The organism is Streptomyces sp. NPDC057854 (assembly GCF_042797055.1).
Lineage (GTDB): Bacteria > Actinomycetota > Actinomycetes > Streptomycetales > Streptomycetaceae > Streptomyces.
Genome location: NZ_JBHVMF010000013.1, coordinates 174,128 through 188,217 on the forward strand (window position 1 = coordinate 174,128; position 14,090 = coordinate 188,217).

The 14,090-nt window shown below is 73.8% G+C and carries 14 protein-coding genes; 6 read left to right on the plus strand and 8 right to left on the minus strand.

Going from position 1 to position 14,090, the window contains the following annotated elements; all coding sequences use genetic code 11:
* Positions 1-157 precede the first annotated feature (157 nt).
* Entirely contained in the window at positions 158-790 is a 633-nt protein-coding gene (locus tag ACFVQZ_RS20410) for a hypothetical protein (protein ID WP_383624511.1), read from the plus strand.
* Here the strand turns inward: ACFVQZ_RS20410 and ACFVQZ_RS20415 are convergent.
* Positions 710-1,282 carry a cob(I)yrinic acid a,c-diamide adenosyltransferase gene (locus ACFVQZ_RS20415; RefSeq protein WP_030492596.1) on the minus strand — a complete coding sequence of 191 codons (573 nt, stop codon included), beginning with the start codon at positions 1,280-1,282 and terminating at the stop codon, positions 710-712. The genes ACFVQZ_RS20410 and ACFVQZ_RS20415 overlap by 81 nt on opposite strands.
* A 229-nt stretch (positions 1,283-1,511) precedes the next feature.
* Between ACFVQZ_RS20415 and ACFVQZ_RS20420 the strand changes: the two genes are divergently transcribed.
* From ACFVQZ_RS20420 to ACFVQZ_RS20430, 3 genes are all read left to right on the plus strand, one after another.
* Positions 1,512-2,360, plus strand: coding sequence for a 3-hydroxyacyl-CoA dehydrogenase family protein (locus ACFVQZ_RS20420; protein WP_030492595.1), 849 nt, complete (start codon positions 1,512-1,514; stop codon positions 2,358-2,360).
* 127 nt (positions 2,361-2,487) lie between these two features.
* Positions 2,488-2,811, plus strand: coding sequence for an STAS domain-containing protein (locus tag ACFVQZ_RS20425; protein ID WP_030210572.1), 324 nt, complete (start codon positions 2,488-2,490; stop codon positions 2,809-2,811).
* Between the two features lie 307 nt (positions 2,812-3,118).
* Positions 3,119-5,848 carry an ATP-binding protein gene (locus ACFVQZ_RS20430; RefSeq protein ID WP_383624515.1) on the plus strand — a complete coding sequence of 910 codons (2,730 nt, stop codon included), beginning with the start codon at positions 3,119-3,121 and terminating at the stop codon, positions 5,846-5,848.
* 74 nt (positions 5,849-5,922) lie between these two features.
* On the opposite strand, the gene nucS is transcribed toward ACFVQZ_RS20430, so the two are convergent.
* A complete protein-coding gene (gene nucS, locus ACFVQZ_RS20435) occupies positions 5,923-6,603 on the minus strand; it encodes an endonuclease NucS (RefSeq protein ID WP_030492593.1) in 681 nt (226 codons plus the stop codon).
* Between the two features lie 227 nt (positions 6,604-6,830).
* Here nucS and ACFVQZ_RS20440 point away from each other — a divergent pair, with 227 nt between their 5' ends.
* A complete protein-coding gene (locus ACFVQZ_RS20440; protein WP_030492592.1) occupies positions 6,831-7,223 on the plus strand; it encodes an SCO5389 family protein in 393 nt (130 codons plus the stop codon).
* Positions 7,224-7,395: 172 nt separating this feature from the next.
* Here the strand turns inward: ACFVQZ_RS20440 and ACFVQZ_RS20445 are convergent, their stop codons facing one another.
* Positions 7,396-8,430, minus strand: a complete 1,035-nt coding sequence (locus tag ACFVQZ_RS20445; protein WP_030492591.1) for an LLM class flavin-dependent oxidoreductase — start codon at positions 8,428-8,430, stop codon at positions 7,396-7,398.
* Between the two features lie 197 nt (positions 8,431-8,627).
* Between ACFVQZ_RS20445 and ACFVQZ_RS20450 the strand changes: the two genes are divergently transcribed.
* Complete coding sequence (locus ACFVQZ_RS20450; protein ID WP_383624520.1) at positions 8,628-8,954, plus strand: ATP/GTP-binding protein; 327 nt, start codon at positions 8,628-8,630, stop codon at positions 8,952-8,954.
* A 31-nt stretch (positions 8,955-8,985) separates the two neighbouring features.
* Here ACFVQZ_RS20450 and ACFVQZ_RS20455 read toward each other — a convergent pair whose 3' ends face one another.
* From ACFVQZ_RS20455 to ACFVQZ_RS20475, 5 genes are all read right to left on the minus strand, one after another.
* A complete protein-coding gene (locus ACFVQZ_RS20455) occupies positions 8,986-9,822 on the minus strand; it encodes an ABC transporter permease (protein ID WP_030492589.1) in 837 nt (278 codons plus the stop codon).
* Positions 9,819-11,000, minus strand: a complete 1,182-nt coding sequence (locus ACFVQZ_RS20460) for an ATP-binding cassette domain-containing protein (RefSeq protein WP_383624524.1) — start codon at positions 10,998-11,000, stop codon at positions 9,819-9,821. Before ACFVQZ_RS20460 ends, ACFVQZ_RS20455 begins: the two co-directional genes overlap by 4 nt.
* Positions 11,001-11,181: 181 nt before the next feature.
* A complete protein-coding gene (locus ACFVQZ_RS20465; RefSeq protein ID WP_383624527.1) occupies positions 11,182-11,961 on the minus strand; it encodes an ABC transporter permease in 780 nt (259 codons plus the stop codon).
* Positions 11,962-11,964: 3 nt separating this feature from the next.
* Positions 11,965-12,987 carry an ABC transporter ATP-binding protein gene (locus ACFVQZ_RS20470; protein ID WP_383624530.1) on the minus strand — a complete coding sequence of 341 codons (1,023 nt, stop codon included), beginning with the start codon at positions 12,985-12,987 and terminating at the stop codon, positions 11,965-11,967.
* 77 nt (positions 12,988-13,064) lie between these two features.
* Entirely contained in the window at positions 13,065-14,000 is a 936-nt protein-coding gene (locus ACFVQZ_RS20475) for a cellulose-binding protein (RefSeq protein ID WP_030492585.1), read from the minus strand.
* Positions 14,001-14,090: the final 90 nt, after the last annotated feature.

A 14,090-nucleotide genomic window follows, 5' to 3' on the forward strand; every position in this document is an offset into this window, starting at 1 on the left:
CCCGGGCCCGTCTGCCCTCGGCGTCCGGGCCGATCCGGGCGGGTCGGCGCCTCCGCCGAACGATGTAGGCGCGGTTCGTCTCCGGCGACGACGCGGCGCGCCGGACCGCACGGGAGGCTGGGAGGGACCCGGCGGGGGAAGCGAAAGGGGAAACGCCGTGATCGTCACGCTGATCATCGTCTGCGAGGTGGGGTTCTGGGTCCTGCTGGCCGCCGGGCTCGCCGCCCGCTATCTGCTGCGGATGCCCCGGCTCGGCATGGGGCTCCTGCTGTGCGAGCCGCTCCTGGAGGTGCTGCTCCTCGTCGTCACGGCGATGGACCTCAAGAACGGCGCCGACCCCAGCTGGCGGCACGGCATCGCCGCCGCGTACATCGGCTACACCGTCGGCCACGGCCACCGCACCGTGAAGTGGCTCGACGGGCACGCCGCCCACCGCTTCGGCGACGCCCCGCCGCCCCCGAAGCCGCCCCGGTACGGACTCGCCCGGGCCCGGCACGAGGGCGAGATCTGGCTGGGCTCGGTGGTCGCGGGCGCCGTCGCCTCCGGGCTGCTGCTGGCCGCGATCGCCTACGTCGGGGACGGCGGCGACACCTCCGGACTCCACTCCACGATCAGCGCCGTGTGGAAGGCCGTCGGCATCCACGGCCTGATCGCGCTCAGCTACGCGGTCTTCCCCAAGAAGGACGGGGAGGACGCGTCCGGGAAGGCGTCAGCGGTCGCCGCCCGGGACCCAGAGCACGTCCCCGACCTCGCGGTTCGCGGTCCGCGCAAGGATGAAGAGCAGGTCTGACAGCCGGTTGAGGTAGGTGGCGGTGAGCGGGTTCATCGTCTCGCCGTGCACCTCCATCGCGGCCCAGGTCGACCGCTCGGCCCGCCGGACCACCGTGCACGCCTGGTGCAGCAGCGCCGCGCCGGGCGTGCCGCCGGGCAGGATGAAGGAGCGCAGCTTCTCCAGGTCCTCCAGGAAGCGGTCGCAGTCCGCCTCCAGCTTGTCGACGTACGACTGCTCCACCCGCAGCGGCGGGTACTCCGGGTCCGGGACCACCGGCGTGGCGAGGTCGGCGCCCACGTCGAACAGGTCGTTCTGGACCCGGACGAGGACCTTCACCACGGCCTCGTCGAGCCCGCCGAGCGCGATGGCCGTGCCGATGACGGCGTTGGCCTCGTTGGCGTCGGCGTAGGCCGCGATCCTGAGGTCGGTCTTGGCGGTGCGGCTCATGTCGCCGAGGGCGGTGGTGCCCTGGTCGCCGGTACGGGTGTAGATGCGCGTCAGATTGACCATGGGACCACCCTAGTGACGCCCCGCCCCCCGGGCGCGCCGCTCCCACCGCCGCCGGCTTCCTCCCCCGCGAGACCGCCGCCGGCGGCCGGGCCGCGGCCCCCGGGGGTGTCGCGAGTGTGACGTCCGTCAAAGAGAGCGTGACGCGCATTACTTCACGGTCACATGGCGGCCCGCGCCCGCTAATCTCCGCCGGAGAGCCAGAAGTGAACAGGCGTTAAGGGGTGGAATCGTGGCTGGGAAGCTCGCCGTCATCGGGGCCGGACTCATGGGGTCCGGCATCGCGCAGGTCTCGGCCCAGGCCGGCTGGGACGTCGTCCTGCGGGACGTCACCGACGCCGCCCTCACCCGGGGCACCGACGGCATCCGGGCCTCGTACGACAAGTTCGTCGCCAAGGGCCGGCTCACCGCCGAGGACGCCGCCGCCGCGCTCGGCCGGATCACCGCCACCACCGACCTCGACGCCGTCGCCGACGCGGACGTCGTCGTCGAGGCCGTCTTCGAGAACCTCGACGTCAAGCACGAGATCTTCCGCTCGCTCGACAAGATCGTCAAGGACGGCGCCGTCCTCGCCTCCAACACCTCCGCGATCCCGATCACCAAGATCGCCGCGGTGACCGGGCGCCCCGAGGCCGTCGTCGGCGTCCACTTCTTCTCGCCCGTCCCGATGATGCAGCTCGTCGAGCTCGTCCGCGGCCACAAGACCAGCGACGCCACCCTGGCCGCCGCCCGCGCGTTCGCCGAGTCCGTCGGCAAGACCTGCATCGTCGTCAACCGCGACGTCGCCGGCTTCGTCACCACCCGGCTGATCTCCGCCCTCGTCGTCGAGGCCGCCAAGCTCTACGAGTCGGGCGTCGCCACCGCCGAGGACATCGACACCGCCTGCAAGCTCGGCTTCGGCCACGCCATGGGCCCGCTCGCCACCGCCGACCTCACCGGCATCGACATCCTGGTGAACGCCGCCGGCAACATCTACACCGAGTCCCAGGACGAGAAGTTCGCGCCGCCGGAGCTGATGCGCCGGATGGTGGACGCGGGTGACATCGGCCGCAAGAGCGGGCAGGGCTTTTATACGTACTGAGTCCGAGGCGCCACCCCTCGTCACTCCACGGGGTGAATTTCGGTATCGGTTTGCTGACAAGGCGCAACGTATCTGCCGAGGCAGCAGTCAGTTGTTGCGAAGACGGAGCATTTCCCGGGGAGCGACTATGCACATCAGGGGCGACCACGTCGAGCTGGTCGTCGGGGGCCGCCTCGACGTCCGCAGCGCGGCGGACGCCCGTACGGTCCTGCACTCGGCCGTCGACGACGGCGTCGGCGACCTGGTCCTCGACCTGACCGGGCTCGACTCCTGGGACGCGACCGGACTCGGCGTGATCATGGGCGCGCACCGGCGGGCCGGCCGCTGCGGCCGCCGGCTCGTCCTGCGCGGGGTCCCGCCGCAGATGCAGCGGCTCCTCGTGGCGACCCGCCTCCACCGCATCCTCGCCATCGAGGGCGGCCTCGCCCTGGAGTCGCTGCCCCGCGTCTGAACGGGCGGACGGGCCGGGGGCCTTGGGCGTACGGAGGGACGGGCGCCGGCCGTCCGGAAGGACGGAGGGCACTCCTCCAAGGGGACGGGGTCGCGTCCGGACCGGCCCGGTCCCGGGGTGAACCGATGGTGAAGCCCCTGTGCGAACCAGGCGTCACGCTCAATCCTCACGAGACCGTGACGTCTTGGGCTCGACGGCACCCCGGCTGTTCCCGGGCGCCCCGCGACCGTCTAGGGTTCGGTCGCCCGCACCCGACGACACCACCCACCCGGCGGGCTCCGCACCACCGCTCTTGGGGGCTTTGACCATGGACCCGATACACCGGGGGCCGGACGAGTCCGGTCACGACACCGCGGCCGAGGACGCCCGCCCCGCCCACCCCGCCGCCCTGCCCGAGCGCGCCGCCGCGACCCCCGCCCGCGCCCGCGTCACCCGGATCGTCTCCGGCGGCCTGCTGCTCACCGTCAACCCCGTCGACGGCAGCGAGATCGAGGCGTGCCCGCCCGGCGAGGAACCCCCCGCCGCCCGCCGCCGCACCCCCGAGGAGCGCGCCGGGGCCGCCCGCGCCGCCACCGCCCCCGTACCGCCCGGCCCCGCCGCCCCCGCACTGCCCCTCCTGGAGCGCGAGGAACAGCGCGCCCGGCTCACCGAGATCCTGACCCGGGGCCGCAGCGCCCGCCTCACCGGCCCCGACGGCTCCGGCCGCACCGCCCTCCTGGACGCCGTCGCCGCCGACGTCGCCACGCTCGCCCCCGACGGCGTCGTCCGCCTCTGCGGCCACCACCGCACCACCGCCGAACTCCTCCACGACCTCCGCGCCGCCGTCCTGCACGCCCCCGGCCACCGCCCCGACCGCGACGGCCTGCGCGCCGACCTCGCCGGCGTCGGCGCCGTCGTCGTCGTGGACGACCTGGAGTTCGGCGGCGCCGCCCTCGACGAACTCCTCGCCGCCGCCCCCGAGTGCGCCTTCCTGTTCGCCGCCGCCCCCGGCGTCCCCGCCCCCTCGGCGGACGCCGCGATCGAGGAGGTCGCCCTCCCCGGCCTCGGCCGCGCCGCCTCCCTCGCCCTGCTGGAGGCCGCTGTCGGCCGCCGCCTCACCGACGAGGAGGCCAACTGGGCCGGCGACCTCTGGTTCGAGTCCGAGGGCCTGCCGCTCCGCTTCGTCCAGGCCGGCGCCCTGCTCCGGCAGCGCGACCGGCTCCGCGTCACCCCCGCCGAGTTCGACGCCTTCGGCGCCCTGGAGGAGGCGTTCGGCCCCACCGGCACCGGCCCCGGCACGGGCTCCGCCGGCCGCCCCGCCGATCCGTACGAGGACCCCGACGTCGAACTCCACGACGTGCCGCTGCCCAGCCTCGGCGAGGGCGCCGCCCCCGCCGCGCTGCTCGCCTCCCGGCTCAGCCGCGCCGCCCAGACCACCCTGCGCTTCGCCGTCGCCCTCGGCGGCGAGGTCCCGCACCACGCCCACCTCCCGGCGCTCGTCGGCGACACCCACGCCGACGCCGCCCTCGGCGAGCTCCGCGCCTGCGGCCTCCTCAGCCCCGTCGGCCCCCGGCACCGCCTCGCCGGCGGCGTCCTCACCCAGCTCCTCGCCCACGGCTACGGCCTCGACGCGGCCGACCGCGCCCACACCGCCGCCCAGCACTACGCGTGGTGGGCAGGCCACCCGTCCGTCGGCCCCGACCGCGCCGCCGCCGAGGCCGACGCCCTGCTCGCCGCCCTCGCCGCCCTCGTCGGCGGTACGCAGGGCGGCGCGGCCGGCACGGACGGCGGGGGAGCGGCCGGGGACGGTTCCGGCGAGACCGCCGCCGACCCGCGCGCCACCGCCGTCGCCCTCGCCCGGGCCGCCGCCCCCGCCTTCGCCGCCGGCCTGCACTGGGGCGCCTGGGAACGCGCCCTGCGCTCCGGGCAGGAGGCCGCCCGGCTCGCCGGCGACGTCGCGGAGGAGGCGTACTTCCACCACGAGCTCGGCGTCCTCGCCCTCTGCGCCGGCAACCTCGGCCGCGCCCGCGCCGAACTGGAGGCGTCCATTGGCCTGCGCGGCGTCCTCGCCGACAAGCGCGGCACCGTCGCCGGCCGCCGGGCCCTCGCTCTCGTCGCCGACCTCGGCCGCGACCGCGAGCAGCCGCAGCCCCCGCAGCCGTCCCGTACCGACTCGCCGGCGCGCGGCCTGCCCGCCGTCCGCGCCGCCGCCCCGGCGCCCGCCGAGCCGCCCACCGCGCCGCTGCAGCCGGTCCCGGGCACCGGCCCGGCCACCGCGGCGACCACCCCCGTCGTCCCGGCCGTCCCCTCCTTCCCGGACTACCCGGACTTCGCGGAGCAGGGACCCACCCTCGTCACCCGACCCGACCCCGCCCCGGCCGCCCCGCCGCGCAAGGGCCTGGCGGCGGGCATCCTCGACGGCACCCGCCGCAACCTGGCCGCCGTCGGCGCAGGGGCGCTCCTCGTCGCCGTCCTCGGCACCGTCGTCACCCTCGGCGCCACCTCCGGCAACGACGACACCCCCACCTCCGGCACCGTCACCACCGACGCCACCGCCGACCAGGGCGGCGGAGACGAGACCCCCAGCACCGACGACGGGACCCCGGCGGAGGGCGAGGCCGGCGACCCGGCCGAGACGGGCACGCCCACCGCCTCCGGCACGCCCGGGCCCACCACCTCCGGGGCGGCCCCGACGGCCACGTCGACCGACCCGACGGCGACGGACTCGCCGTCCACCAGCGCCTCGGGGGACCCCGACCCGTCGGCGACGACGAGCACGCCCGGCACCGGGACCGGCACCACGGACGCCCCGACGGCCCCGTCGACGGGCCGGCCGACGACCACCCCGCCGCCGGCCTCGCCCACCACGACGTCCGCACCGCCGACGACCACCTCGCCCCCGCCGACCTCGGAGAGTCCCGGCCCGGGGCCGACGACGAGCTCCGCCACTCCGTCGTCGCCCGAGACGCCGAGCACGACGGCCAGCAACGAGGCGCCCAGCAACGCCGCCTCCTCCACCCTCGACGGCACCCCCGCCGGCACCACCCCCGTGAGCTGAGGCGCGAGCGGGAAAGGGGACGGCCCCGGGCGCTTCTCGCGCCCGGGGCCGTCCCCGTCGTCGTACCGCCCGGCTCAGAACAGCCGCAGCTTGTCGTCCTCGATGCCGCGCAGCGCGTCGTAGTCGAGCACCACGCAGCCGATCCCGCGGTCCGTCGCCAGCACCCGTGCCTGCGGCTTGATCTCCTGGGCCGCGAAGATGCCCTTCACCGGCGCGAGCAGGGGATCGCGGTTGAGCAGTTCCAGATAGCGGGTCAGCTGCTCGACGCCGTCGATCTCGCCGCGCCGCTTGATCTCCACCGCGACCGTGGCGCCGTCCGCGTCCCGGCACAGGATGTCGACGGGGCCGATCGCCGTCGGGTACTCGCGGCGCACCAGCGTCCAGCCCTCGCCCAGCGTCTCGATGCGGTCGGCGAGCAGTTCCTGGAGGTGCGCCTCGACGCCGTCCTTGATGAGACCCGGGTCCACGCCCAGTTCGTGCGACGAGTCGTGGAGGATCTCCTCCATCGTGATGATCAGTTTCTCGCCCGCTTTGTTGATCACCGTCCAGACGCCGGCCGCGCCGTCCGCGCCCTCGGAGTCCTCCTTGAGGGTGCACGGCGGGGACATCCAGTTGAGCGGTTTGTACGCCCGGTCGTCCGCGTGGATGGAGACGCTGCCGTCCGCCTTGACCAGGATCAGACGGGGCGCGGAGGGCAGGTGGGCCGTGAGCCGGCCCGCGTAGTCCACGGAACAGCGGGCAATGACGAGACGCATGGTCGCCAACGCTACAAGAGGAGCGCCCTTCTACGCGATTCGGGCACCCGAGTGAGACGAACACCCGTCGGTTATCGGCCTGTTGTGTGCCCATTCTCCTGGTGCCGACCGGACCGCGCGCTTACCGTGGATGCCGGAGGTCGTCGTCCGTGCACGCTGCGTGGCGTACGGCGGCCCTCGACCCTGCCCGCACAGACCCCGTCCGCGGGGTCGCGAGAGGAGAACCCATGTCGCTCGACGTCTCACCGGCACTGTTGGAACAGGCCGAGCGAGGCGAGGTCGACGAAGCCGCCTTCGTCGACTGCGTCCGGACCTCCCTGCCCTACGCGTGGGAGATGATCAGTTCTCTGGTGGCCCAGCTGGAGGTGGAAGGCGGCGAGTTCGCCGACAACCAGACGCCGCCGCCGAACGAGCAGGCACGTGGTCAGCTGCTGCGCGCGCTGGCGAGCGACGCGATACGCGGTGCGCTCCAGCGTCACTTCGGGGTGCGTCTGGCCTTCCAGAACTGCCACCGCGTGGCCGTCTTCCCGCTGGACCCGGCGGTGGACGACCGGCTCGCCCGCTTCACCTCGATCCGGGGCCAGCTGCTCAACCAGTCCCCGGAACTCCGCGACTGCTGAGCCCGGACCGCCACCGGGACCCCGGGGACTCGAACGCCGCCGCGCCGCGTCGCGGACCCGCGACCGGTGCGCGCCGACGCGCACCGTCCCGCCGGGACGCCGGAGCGGCGGCGGGAGCCGGACCCCGGACGGGTCCGGTGCCGTGTCCGGGACCGGCGGCGAGGGCCGGACCTCAGACCACCAGGGGGAGGACGTCGGTGCCGAGCCGCCGCAGGTTCTCCTCGGTGCCCGCGAGGTCGCCGGAGCCCTCGGCGAGCAGCGCGAAGCGGGTGATGCCGGTGCGCTCGGCCGTGGCCGCCAGCCGGTCGGCCGCCAGCGCCGGGGTGCCGACGGGGTGCAGCGAGCAGAGCAGCTCGGTGTACGCCACCGGGTCCCGCATCGCCCGGTGCCGGCCGTCGACAGTCACATGCGCGTCCAGCCCCTGCTTCAGCCAGCCCGGCATCGCCTTCACCAGGGTCTCCGCCGCCTCCTGCGTGCGGTCCGCGAGCTGCACCACGCCCGCCGAGACGTGCCCGGCGCCGATCCGCGCGATCTCGTCCGGGTCCCGCCCGGCCTCCCGCGCGCACCGCTGCCAGGCCGCGACCATCTCCGCCTTGTCCTCGTCGCCGCAGTGCATGCCGAGGAGCATCGGCAGCCCGCGCTCGGCCGCCAGCCGCACGCTCCTGGGCGAGGTGCAGGCGACGACGACCTCCGGCGACGGCGCGCCGCCGATCAGCTCGCCGGGGCGCGGCACCACGGCCACCTCCCGGAAGGAGAATCGTTCTCCCTCGGCGCCCACCCGGGCCTCGCCCAGCCAGCGCAGCAGCAGGTCGAGCGCCTCCGGGAAGCCGTGCTCGTACGCCTCCAGGCCCGCGCCGAACACCTCCAGGTCCACCCAGGGCCCACCGCGGCCCACCCCGAGGGTGAACCTGCCGCCCGAGGCGATGTGCAGCAGCGCCGCCTGCTCGCCCAGGGAGACCGGGTGGACCGTCGGCAGCACGCTCACCGCCGTGCCCACCCGCAGCCGCCGGGTGCGGCCGAGCAGCAGCGCCGCCAGCGTCACCGCCGACGGGCACACCCCGTACGGTACGAAGTGGTGCTCGGCCAGCCAGACCGAGTCCAGGCCCGCCTCCTCGGCGACCTCGGCGGTCCGCACCGCGCGGTGCAGTGCCTCTCCCTGGCCCTGGCCCGGGAACTGGGCCGCCAGTACGAATGTCCCTACGCGCATCGCCTTCTGCCTCCTCGCGGCCGGCGCGTTCACTCCCCCTCGTAGGGCAACAACGTCTGACACGTGCCAAAGGCAACGGCCGAACATGAAGTTCTTGCGATTTTCGGTCCGGGGGCGGGGACCGGGGAGCCGGGCAGCCCGTCGCGGCCCGTAGGCTGGAACGAACGGTCCGTGTTCCCGACCCCGTGAGGTGTGCTGTGTCCCCGCGTCACCACCGCCCCCGCCGCGGCGCCAAGTCGGCGGCGCAGGAGGACCGCGACGACCGGTACGGCGGCTCCCAGCGCACCGAGACCTGGCAGGGCGAGGAGTGGTACGTCCGCCTCGTCGCCGGCGCCAGCTCCCCGGGCAAGCGCTACCGCTGCCCCGGCTGCGACCAGGAGATCCCGCCCGGCGCCCCGCACGTCGTCGCCTGGCCCGAGTACGGCGGCGTCGACGACCGCCGCCACTGGCACAAGGCGTGCTGGAACGCGAAGGACCGCCGCACCACCCGGGTGCAGCGGTCCCGCAACGCGCCGAAGTACTGAGCCCCGGTCCGGCGCCGGCCCGGACGCCGGCTCAGACGTCCCGGTTGTTCAGCAGCGCGTACGCGGCGCCCAGGACCACCGCGGTGACGCCCGTCAGGATGAACAGCGCGTCCCAGCCCGCCGGACCGCTGTCGCCCAGCATCGGCTCCGCGCTGTACAGGGCGATCATCTGCGACGGCACCGAGTAGGTGAACAGCGCCTCCTGGATCCCCTTCAGCGCCGGCGCCATCATGAACAGGGCCGCCACCAGCGGCAGCAGCAGCACGCCGATCATCGCCGTGATCGCCCCGGCCGAGTGCCGCACCAGCGCGCCGACCGCCATCGACAGCAGGCCCAGCACCGCCATGAACGCCGCCGCGCCGACCGTGGCCCGCGCCCACTCCGCGCCCGTCGGCTCCGCCGCGTCCACCATCGACACCTGCGCCGTCGCCACCGCGAACGCGACCACCAGGGTCACCGTGAAGACCAGCAGGAAGAAGACGACCGCCTTCGCCGTCAGCACCCGGGACCGGCTCGGGCACGCCGTCAGCGTGGTCCGGATCATGCCCGTGCCGAACTCGGAGGAGATGGTCAGCACGCCCAGCGTGATCACGCAGATCGACGCCGGCAGCATCCCGAAGAAACCCAGCGGCAGCGCCGAGTCCTCGCCCATGGTGCCGCCCTCGCTCGCGGCGACCGCGGCGACGCCCAGACCGATCAGCAGCATCAGCGCCACCATCGTCCCCAGCGTCCACATGGTCGACCGCACCGAGCGGATCTTCGTCCACTCCGAGGCGAGGGCGTCCCCGAGGTGCGCCCGGCGGACCGGGATGGGGGAGACGTAGCCGTACGGCGGGGGAGGCGTGGGGGTCGGCGTCGGGGCGGTCATCGGGCGTCCTCGGTGGTGTCGCTCGGCTTCTGGAGGCTCGGCCGCTCGCCGCCCGGCTGGGCGGCGGCGGGCTGCGGGGCGCTCGGCGGGGCGGCCGGGGCCGCCGCCGGGGGCTGCGGCGCGGTGTACGGGTTCTGTCCGGGCGGCGGCGGGGCGTACCAGCCCTGCTGCGGCACGTCCGCCGGGACCGGTGGCTGCGGCGGCATCCCGTACCCGGGCTGCCCGGGCTGCGGCGGCGCCTGGAGGTGGGCCAGCCGGTCGTCGGTGGAGCGGTAGTCCACGGCGCCCTGCGTCAGCCGCATGTACGCCTCCTCCAGCGACGCCTGGTGCGGGGACAGCTCCCAGAGCCGTACGTCCGCCTCGTGCGCCAGGTCGCTGATCCGCGGCAGCGGCAGACCGGTCACCCGCAGCGCCCCGTCCGGCTCGGACAGCACCTGGCCGCCGGCCCCCGCCAGCACCCGGGACAGCTTCTCCCGCACCGCGACCTCGCCGTCCGGGGTGCGGACCCGGGCGAAGTCCGCCGAGTTCGCCGAGATGAACTGCTTCACCGGCATGTCGGAGAGCAGCTGGCCGCGGCCGATCACGATCAGGTGGTCGGCCGTCAGCGCCATCTCGCTCATGAGGTGGCTGGAGACGAAGACCGTACGGCCCTCGGAGGCCAGCTTCTTCATCAGGTTCCGCACCCAGAGGATGCCCTCCGGGTCCAGGCCGTTGACCGGCTCGTCGAAGAGCAGCACCTGCGGGTCGCCGAGCAGCGCGGCCGCGATGCCGAGCCGCTGGCCCATGCCGAGCGAGAAGCCCTTGGAGCGGCGCCGCGCCACGTCCTGGAGGCCCACCACGCCCAGCACCTCGTCCACCCGGCGGGCCGGGATGCCGGCCAGCTGCGCCAGCGACAGCAGGTGGCTGCGGGCGCTGCGCCCGCCGTGCACGGCCTTGGCGTCGAGCAGCGCGCCGACCTGCCGGGGCGCGTTCGGCAGCTGCCGGAAGGGGTGGCCGCCGATCGTCACGTGCCCGGCCGTCGGCCGGTCGAGGCCGAGGATCATGCGCATGGTGGTCGACTTGCCGGAGCCGTTCGGCCCCAGGAAGCCGGTGACGACACCCGGCCGCACCTGGAAGGAAAGGTTGTACACGGCCGTCTTGGCGCCGTAGCGCTTGGTCAGGCCGACTGCCTCGATCATTCTCCAGCCCCATCGACAGATCGGTCGCGTGCGATCGGGGCATGGCGGCGCACGGCCGGACGGCCCCCGTACGAGTGAGGAGCTTATCCAGCCATGAACGGTTCCCGCTTCCGGGAAGCGAGACCGAAGCGAAACCTCAGGGGGAAATCCGGGACGCACCCCAGGGGCGGGGCAGTCGCCGTCAGGCGTCCCGCCGCTTCAGCACCAGGTAGCCGCCGAGCAGCGAGGCCGCCACCCACAGCAGCATGATCCCGAGCCCGCCCCACGGCCCGTACGGCGCCCTGTCCGAGCCCAGCGCGTCCGGCACCACCTGCATGATCTTGGAGCCGGCCTGGTCGGGGAAGTACTTCGCGACCTCCTTCGCCTTCGGCACCGCCGACAGGATCTGCGAGATCAGGAAGAAGAACGGCACCAGGACGCCGAGCGACAGCACCGTGGAGCGCAGCATCGCCGCCACGCCCATCGAGAAGACCGCGATCAGCCCCATGTAGATCCCGCCGCCGACCACCGCCCGCAGCACGTTGTCGGCACCGATCGTCGTGCGGTGCTCGCCGAGCAGCGCCTGGCCGAGGAAGAACGACAGGAAGCTGGTCACCAGACCGACCAGCAGGGCGAGCACCCCGGCCACCGCGACCTTGGAGAAGAGGAAGGTGGCCCGCTGCGGCACGGCGGCGAGCGAGGTGCGGATCATGCCCGAGGAGTACTCGGTCCCCACCACGAGGACGCCGAAGACCACCATGGCCAGCTGCCCGAGGACCATCCCGGAGAAGCTGACGAACGTCGGGTCGAAGGTGGCCCGCTCCAGCTCGGAGAGGTCGTCGAAGGTGGAGTTCAGGACCGCCGAGAGCGCCGCGCCCATCGCCACCGTGACGAGCAGCGCGCTCGCCAGCGTCCAGACCGTCGACGAGACCGTCCGGATCTTGGTCCACTCGGACTGGAGGACCGCGGGTACCGCTGCCATGGATCAGACCCCTTCGGTTGTCGAGCCGGAGCCGGAGCCGGAGCCGCGGGCCGGGCCCCAGCCGGACGTCGCGCCCCACGCGGGGCCGGGCGCCGCCGGCCCGTCGCCGCCGCGGGTGTCGGTGCCGTGCGCGTGGTACTCCACCGCGCCCGCCGTCATCTGCATGAACGCCTCCTCCAGCGAGGCCCGCTGGGCGCTCAGCTCATGCAGCGTCAGCTGGTGCGCCGCCGCCAGCTCGCCCAGCCGCTCGGTGGTGGCGCCGTCCACCTCCAGCGTCCCGTTCCCGGCCTCGACCACCACGAATCCCTCGGCGTGCAGGACGTCCCGCAGCCGTTCCTGCTGCGGCGAGCGGAGCCGTACGAAACTCCGTGAATTCCGCTGGATGAAATCAGCCATGGACATGTCGGCCAGCAGCTTTCCCTGCCCGATCACGATCAGATGATCCGCCGTCAGCGCCATTTCACTCATCAGATGGCTGGAGACGAAGATCGTTCTTCCTTCCGCCGCCAGCGACTTCATCAGATTGCGGATCCAGTGAATTCCCTCGGGGTCCAGACCATTGACGGGTTCGTCGAACATCAGGATCTCGGGATCGCCGAGCAGCGCCGACGCGATCCCCAGCCGCTGCCCCATGCCGAGCGAGAAACCCTTCGACTTCTTCCGCGCCACCGCCGTCAGCCCGACCAGGTCCAGCACCTCGCCCACCCGGCGCTCCGGGATCCGGTTCGACTGCGCCAGACACAGCAGGTTGTGGTACGCCGACCGGCCCCCGTGCATCGCCTTGGCGTCCAGCAGCGCCCCGATGTACTTCAGCGGCTCGTCCAGCTCCCGGTAGTGCCGGCCGTCGATCCGCACCGTCCCGCTCGTCGGGTTGTCGAGATCGAGCATCATCCGCATCGTGGTCGACTTCCCCGCCCCGTTGGGCCCCAGGAAGCCGGTGATCATGCCCGGCCGGACCTGGCAGGAGAGATGATCGACCGCCGTCTTCGTCCCGTACCGCTTCGTCAGCCCGTCAAGCTCGATCATGCGTACCAAGCTAAGGGCGCGCGAAACCCCCCGCCACCGGAGTGACGGGGGGTCCGTGGACGCGACGGGGCGGGGCCTCAGCGGGTCTGCTGGGCCGGCACGCCGGCGGAGCGCTCCTCGTCCAGCGGCGAACCGGCGGCGGCCACCGCGGCACCGGTCAGCGTCGCCAGCATCTCGCGGACGTTGGTCAGCTGCGCGTTGATGGAGTCGCGGCGGTTCGTCAGCGCGGCGAGCTCGCGCTCCGATTCCGACCGGATCCGGTCCGCCTTGGCGTTGGCGTCGGCCACGATGTCCTCGGCCTGGCGCTGCGCGGTCTCCACCGTCTGGCGGGCCCGGCGCTCGGCGTCCGTGCGCAGCTTCTCGGCCTCCAGGCGCAGCTGCTCGGCACGGTGCTCGATCTCGGCCAGGCGCTTCTCCGCCTTGGCCTGACGCGACGCCAGGTCGCGCTCGGACTGCTCGCGGCGCTTGGCCAGGTTGGTCTCGAAGTCCGCGGCGGCCTGGGCGGCCTTGGCGCGGGTCTCCTCGAAGAGCGCGTCCGCCTCCTCGCGCTTCGACTGCGCGTCCTTCTGCGCCTCGGCCCGCAGCGAGTTGGCCTCGCCCTGCGCCTTCTCGACGATCCGGACGCCCTCGTCCTCGGCCTTCGCCTTCCGCTCGGCCGCGAACGACTCCGCGTCGTTGCGCACCTGCTGGGCGGCCGACTCGGCCAGCTCGCGGTGCTGCTCGGCGGCGCGACGGGCCTCCTCGCGCAGGTCCTTCGCCTCCTCCTCGGCGAGACGGAGGATCTTCTCGACGCGCGCGCCGAGCCCGGCGTACGACGGTTCCGCGTCGCTCACCTGCGCCTGCGCGTTCTGCGTCTCGAGGTGCAGCTCCTCGATGCGCTTCTCCAGGGAGGTGATCCGGGCCAGAGCACTGTCACGGTCGGCGACGAGCTTGGTAATGCGGTCGTCCACCTGACCGCGGTCGTAACCACGCCGCACGAGCTCGAAGCCGAAGGGGGAGGAAGTGTCGCTCATGGGGTTCCTGTCGAATGAGACCGGTGAGGTGTTAGAGGGAATCCTAGGGGCCGAAGCGGCGTGTCATCGAGCGTATGCCCGTTTGATCTG

Bases quoted from the DNA above. Each gene is read 5' to 3' on its own strand.
- ACFVQZ_RS20415 (WP_030492596.1), bottom strand. From the start codon at position 1,282: ATGGTCAATCTGACGCGCATCTACACCCGTACCGGCGACCAGGGCACC.
- ACFVQZ_RS20425 (WP_030210572.1), top strand. From the start codon at position 2,488: ATGCACATCAGGGGCGACCACGTCGAGCTGGTCGTCGGGGGCCGCCTC.
- ACFVQZ_RS20430 (WP_383624515.1), top strand. From the start codon at position 3,119: ATGGACCCGATACACCGGGGGCCGGACGAGTCCGGTCACGACACCGCG.
- nucS (WP_030492593.1), bottom strand. From the start codon at position 6,603: ATGCGTCTCGTCATTGCCCGCTGTTCCGTGGACTACGCGGGCCGGCTC.
- ACFVQZ_RS20440 (WP_030492592.1), top strand. From the start codon at position 6,831: ATGTCGCTCGACGTCTCACCGGCACTGTTGGAACAGGCCGAGCGAGGC.
- ACFVQZ_RS20445 (WP_030492591.1), bottom strand. From the start codon at position 8,430: ATGCGCGTAGGGACATTCGTACTGGCGGCCCAGTTCCCGGGCCAGGGC.
- ACFVQZ_RS20455 (WP_030492589.1), bottom strand. From the start codon at position 9,822: ATGACCGCCCCGACGCCGACCCCCACGCCTCCCCCGCCGTACGGCTAC.
- ACFVQZ_RS20460 (WP_383624524.1), bottom strand. From the start codon at position 11,000: ATGATCGAGGCAGTCGGCCTGACCAAGCGCTACGGCGCCAAGACGGCC.
- ACFVQZ_RS20465 (WP_383624527.1), bottom strand. From the start codon at position 11,961: ATGGCAGCGGTACCCGCGGTCCTCCAGTCCGAGTGGACCAAGATCCGG.
- ACFVQZ_RS20470 (WP_383624530.1), bottom strand. From the start codon at position 12,987: ATGATCGAGCTTGACGGGCTGACGAAGCGGTACGGGACGAAGACGGCG.
- ACFVQZ_RS20475 (WP_030492585.1), bottom strand. From the start codon at position 14,000: ATGAGCGACACTTCCTCCCCCTTCGGCTTCGAGCTCGTGCGGCGTGGT.